Consider the following 4,748-nt stretch of genomic DNA (forward strand, 5'->3'; position numbering starts at 1 on the left):
GCCCGAGCCGGGCCAGCTCGGTCAGCCCGTCCGCGTCGACCAGCACCGGCACGTCGGCGGCCAGCGCCTCCGCGAGCGCACGCTCGGCCCCCTCGCCGCCGCCCGGCCCGACCACCCAGGCCTGCACCCGCCCCGCCCCCGCCGGACCGCCCTCGGTGACCAGCGTCTCCGGGAACCGCCGCACCACCTCCTCGGCCGCCGTCCCCACGTACCGCACCGCGCCCGCGCCGCCGCGCAGCGCCCCGGCGACCGCGAGCAGCGCCGCCCCCGGGTAGCGCGCCGACCCGGCCGCCACCCCGACCACCCCGCGCCGGTACTTGTCGCTCTCCACCCCCGGCACCGGCAGCAGTCCGGCCACGTCCGCGTGCTGCAGCACCGCGACCTCGGCCATCGGCAGCTCCAGCCCGATCCCCACCAGTTGCACCACCCCGGCGTACGAGGCACCCGGATCGACCAGCAGCCCGGGCTTGTACGTGCCGAAGCACACCGTCACGTCCGCCCGCAGCGCCACGCCCGCGACTTCGCCGGTGTCGGCGTCCACCCCGCTGGGCACGTCGACGGCCACCACCACCCCGGTCCGCCCGGCCCGCGCGTACGGCTGGGCCTCCGGCCGCAGCCCGCCCTTCCCGCCGATGCCGACGACACCGTCCAGCACCAGGTCCGCGCGCGAGAAGTCGGCCAGGCCGACTTCCTGCTCCAGCACCACCCGCCCACCGGCCGCCCGCAGCGCCGCGAGCCCCCCGGCGTGCGCCCGCCCGGGTGCGAGCAGCACCGCCGACACCCCCGCCCCGCGCCGTGCCAGCGCCGCCCCGGCGTACAGCGCGTCACCCCCGTTGTCCCCGCTGCCCGCCAGCACCACCACCCGGCCGCCGTACACCCGCCCACGACGGCGGATCAGCAGCCGCGCGCAGGTCGCGGCGAGCCCGACGGCGGCCCGCTGCATCAGCGTCCCCTCGGGGAGCCGGGCCATCAGCGCGGCCTCGGCGGCACGGACGACTTCGACGCGATGGGCGTGACGCATGCGGAGACTCCTTCAGCGGTCGGCTACCGCGACGCTAGCCCGCGTCACCGCCCCACGGCAGCCGGGCCTGCGGCACACTTTCGAGTGACACCCACGTCGATCCTCCACCGGTGTCGGTCCGGATGCCTACCGTGTGGCTCGGCACGGACCCACAGGAGGGAGAAGGGCCATGGTCGCCATGCCGGCAGTCGAGCACCCGCTGGGCGAGGACAGCCTCCTCCAGGCGTTTCTGGAGTTGGACGCCCCCGTGGGGAGCAAAGCCGAATTCATCGAAGGGGAGATCGTCGTGACGCCGCCACCAAGCGGACAGCACGAGGGCGCCGTCTCGAAGCTCGCCAAGCAGTTCTTTCGAAGCGCCGCGATCGATTTGGACATCGCCGGCGTCAAGGGCCTGATCACTCCCAAGGGCCGGTTCATCCCCGACGGCACAATCGTCCCGGCCGACCAGTTCGACCATCTGGATTCCTGGGCCCCGGCGGGAGGCGTCCTACTCGTCTTCGAGGTCACCTCGATCAACCCGCACAAGGACCGCGAGCCCAAGCGCAGGGGCTACGCCGCTGCGGGAATCCCCTGCTACCTGCTGATCGACCGCGACGAGCGCACCGTCACTCTGTTCACCAACCCCGAGGGCGACGACTACATCACCCGGACCAAGGTCGAGTTCGGCAAGCCGATCGACCTGCCCGCGCCGTTCTCGTTCACTCTCGACACGGCACCCCTGCGGTAGGACGCAGCCACCGCAGGGGCACCGGCCGGGCTACTCGACGGTGACCGACTTCGCCAGGTTGCGCGGCTGGTCGACCTCGTGGCCCTTGGCCGTGGCGAGCTCGCAGGCGAAGACCTGCAGCGGCACGGTGGAGACGAGCGGCTGCAGCAGGGTCGGCGTGACCGGGATGCGGATCAGGTGGTCGGCGTACGGGACGACCGCCTCGTCGCCCTCCTCCGCGATCACGATGGTCCGCGCACCACGGGCCCGGATCTCCTGGATGTTGGAGACGATCTTGTCGTGCAGGATCGAGCGCCCGCGCGGCGACGGCACGACGACCACGACCGGCAGACCCTCCTCGATCAGCGCGATCGGCCCGTGCTTCAGCTCGCCGGCCGCGAAGCCCTCGGCGTGCATGTAGGCGAGCTCCTTGAGCTTGAGCGCGCCCTCCAGGGCCACCGGGAAGCCGACGTGCCGGCCCAGGAACAGCACCGAGCGCGCGTCCGCCAGGGAGCGGGCCAGCTCGCGCACCGGCTCCATGGTCTCCAGCACCTGCTCGACCTGCTTGGGCGCGTCGCCGAGCTCCTTGATGACGGCGAGGATCTCGTCGCCCCACTTGGTGCCGCGCACCTGGCCCAGGTACAGCGCCACCAGGTAGCAGGCGACCAGCTGGGTCAGGAACGCCTTGGTGGAGGCGACGGCCACCTCGGGGCCGGCGTGGGTGTACAGCACCGCGTCCGACTCGCGCGGGATGGTCGAGCCGTTGGTGTTGCAGATCGCCAGCACCTTGGCGCCCTGCTCGCGCGCGTGCCGCAGCGCCATCAGGGTGTCCATGGTCTCGCCGGACTGCGAGATGGCGATGACCAGCGTGCCCGGCCCCATGATCGGGTCTCGGTAGCGGAACTCGGAGGCGACCTCCACCTCGCACGGGATCCGGGTCCAGTGCTCGATCGCGTACTTGGCGATCATGCCCGCGTGGAAGGCGGTGCCGCAGGCGACGATGACGACCTTGTCGACCGCGCGCAGGTCGGCGTCGGACATCCGCAGCTCGTCGAGGGTGAGCCGGCCGTCGGTGCCGATCCGGCCGAGCAGGGTGTCCGCGACGGCCTTCGGCTGCTCGGCGATCTCCTTGAGCATGAAGTAGTCGTAGCCGCCCTTCTCGGCGGCCGAGGCGTCCCAGTCGACGTGGTACTCGCGCACGTCGGCGGGGGTGCCGTCGAAGTTGGTCACCGTCACGCCGTCCCGGCGCAGCTCGACGACCTGGTCCTGGCCCAGCTCGATCGCCTCGCGGGTGTGCGCGATGAACGCGGCCACGTCCGAGGCGAGGAAGTTCTCGCCCTCGCCGCGCCCGACCACCAGCGGCGAGTTGCGACGGGCGCCGACCACCACGTCCGGGGCGTCGGCGTGCACCGCGACCAGGGTGAACGCGCCCTCAAGCCGGACGCAGACGGCGCGCATGGCCTCCGCCAGGTCGCCCCGGTACTCCTCGCCGAGCAGGTGCGCGACGACCTCGGTGTCGGTCTCCGAACGCAGCACGTGGCCGCGCTCGGCCAGCTCGGCGCGGAGCAGCGCGAAGTTCTCGATGATGCCGTTGTGGACGACCGCCACCCGGGCGGCGTCGTCCAGATGGGGGTGGGCGTTGGCGTCCGTCGGGCCGCCGTGGGTGGCCCAGCGGGTGTGGCCGATGCCGGTGGTGCCGCCGGGAAGAGGGGTCTCGGCGAGCGACTTCTCCAGGTTCGCGAGCTTCCCGGCCCGCTTGTCGGTGGCGAGGCTCCACTGCCCGTCGGAGCCCTGCACCTGCACCGCGACACCGGCCGAGTCGTAACCCCGGTACTCCAGTCGCTGCAGGCCTGCGATTACTACGTCAAGGGCGGGCTGGGAGCCCACGTATCCAACAATTCCGCACATGCGTGCCAGCATAAGGGCGGTCCGAGCGCCCTTTTCGCACGGTCCGCCCGCCGGCCGTGACCGACACCACAACCACCCCGAACGGCGCTACGGCCCACAATGGAGCATGTGCTGACCGAACTCTGTACGCGGGGCGACACCACGCCCGGTCCCTCGCCGTCCCCCTACGTGGACCTCAGCCGGGCCGAGTGGAGCGCGCTGCGCGAGCGTACGCCGCTGCCGCTGACCGCCGAGGAGGTGGAACGGCTGCGCGGTCTCGGCACCGCCCTCGACCTCGACGAGGTCCGGGACGTCTACCTCCCGCTGTCCCGGCTGCTGAACCTCTACATCCACGCCACGCACGAACTGCGCGGCACGCTGGGCACCTTCCTGGACACCCCGGACACCGAGCGCACCCGCACCCCGTTCATCATCGGCGTGGCCGGCTCGGTGGCGGTCGGCAAGTCCACCACCGCCCGTCTGCTGCAGGCGCTGCTGGCCCGCTGGCCCGAGCACCCCCGGGTCGAGCTGGTCACCACCGACGGCTTCCTGCTGCCCAACGCCGAGCTGCGCCGGCGCGGCCTGATGGCCCGCAAGGGCTTCCCCGAGTCCTACGACCGCCGGGCGCTGACGCGCTTCGTCGCGGACGTGAAGGCCGGCAAGGAGCGGGTCACCGCGCCGGTCTACTCGCACCTGGTCTACGACATCGTGCCGGACCAGCGGCTCACCGTGGAGCGCCCGGACATCCTCATCGTCGAGGGACTGAACGTGCTCCAGCCGGCCCTGCCCGGCACGGACGGCCGCACCCGCCTCGCGGTGGCCGACTACTTCGACTTCTCCATCTACGTCGACGCCCGCACCGACGACATCGAGAGCTGGTACCTGGACCGCTTCCGCAAGCTGCGGCGGACCGCCTTCCAGGACCCGAACTCCTACTTCCGCCGCTTCACCGAGGTGCCGGAGGAGGAGGCGATGGAGTACGGCCGCCAGGTCTGGCGCACCATCAACCGGCCCAACCTGCTGGAGAACGTGCTGCCGACGCGGGGCCGGGCCACCCTGATCCTGCAGAAGGGCCAGGACCACAAGGTCCGCCGGGCGCTGCTGCGCAAGCTCTGACCGACGGAACGACGGCGA

4 protein-coding genes are annotated in these 4,748 nt (G+C 72.3%); 2 read left to right on the forward strand and 2 right to left on the reverse strand.

The genetic code is table 11. The annotated features are described in order from the left end of the window. On the reverse strand, nucleotides 1-1,021 hold a 1,021-nt coding region (locus ABD308_RS22530), incomplete at its 3' end, for an NAD(P)H-hydrate epimerase (protein WP_344337996.1). Between the two features lie 169 nt (nucleotides 1,022-1,190). Here ABD308_RS22530 and ABD308_RS22535 point away from each other — a divergent pair. Next, nucleotides 1,191-1,748 (forward strand): Uma2 family endonuclease, encoded by a 558-nt coding sequence (locus ABD308_RS22535; protein ID WP_344337997.1) that lies wholly within the window; start codon nucleotides 1,191-1,193, stop codon nucleotides 1,746-1,748. 30 nt (nucleotides 1,749-1,778) lie between these two features. On the opposite strand, the gene glmS is transcribed toward ABD308_RS22535, so the two are convergent. Next, complete coding sequence (gene glmS / locus ABD308_RS22540) at nucleotides 1,779-3,635, reverse strand: glutamine--fructose-6-phosphate transaminase (isomerizing) (protein WP_344337999.1); 1,857 nt, start codon at nucleotides 3,633-3,635, stop codon at nucleotides 1,779-1,781. A gap of 99 nt (nucleotides 3,636-3,734) precedes the next feature. On the opposite strand from glmS, the gene coaA reads away from it, so the two are divergent. Then, on the forward strand, nucleotides 3,735-4,730 hold the full coding sequence (coaA, locus tag ABD308_RS22545) for a type I pantothenate kinase (protein WP_344338001.1): 996 nt from the start codon (nucleotides 3,735-3,737) through the stop codon (nucleotides 4,728-4,730). The last annotated feature ends 18 nt before the right edge of the window (nucleotides 4,731-4,748 follow it).

Source organism: Kitasatospora putterlickiae (assembly GCF_039527695.1).
In the GTDB taxonomy this organism is placed as follows: domain Bacteria; phylum Actinomycetota; class Actinomycetes; order Streptomycetales; family Streptomycetaceae; genus Kitasatospora; species Kitasatospora putterlickiae.

What these genes read in the sequence shown, in the direction of transcription:
- ABD308_RS22535 (WP_344337997.1), top strand. Translation starts at nt 1,191, where the DNA reads ATGGTCGCCATGCCGGCAGTCGAGCACCCGCTGGGCGAGGACAGCCTC.
- glmS (WP_344337999.1), bottom strand. Translation starts at nt 3,635, where the DNA reads ATGTGCGGAATTGTTGGATACGTGGGCTCCCAGCCCGCCCTTGACGTA.
- coaA (WP_344338001.1), top strand. Translation starts at nt 3,735, where the DNA reads ATGGAGCATGTGCTGACCGAACTCTGTACGCGGGGCGACACCACGCCC.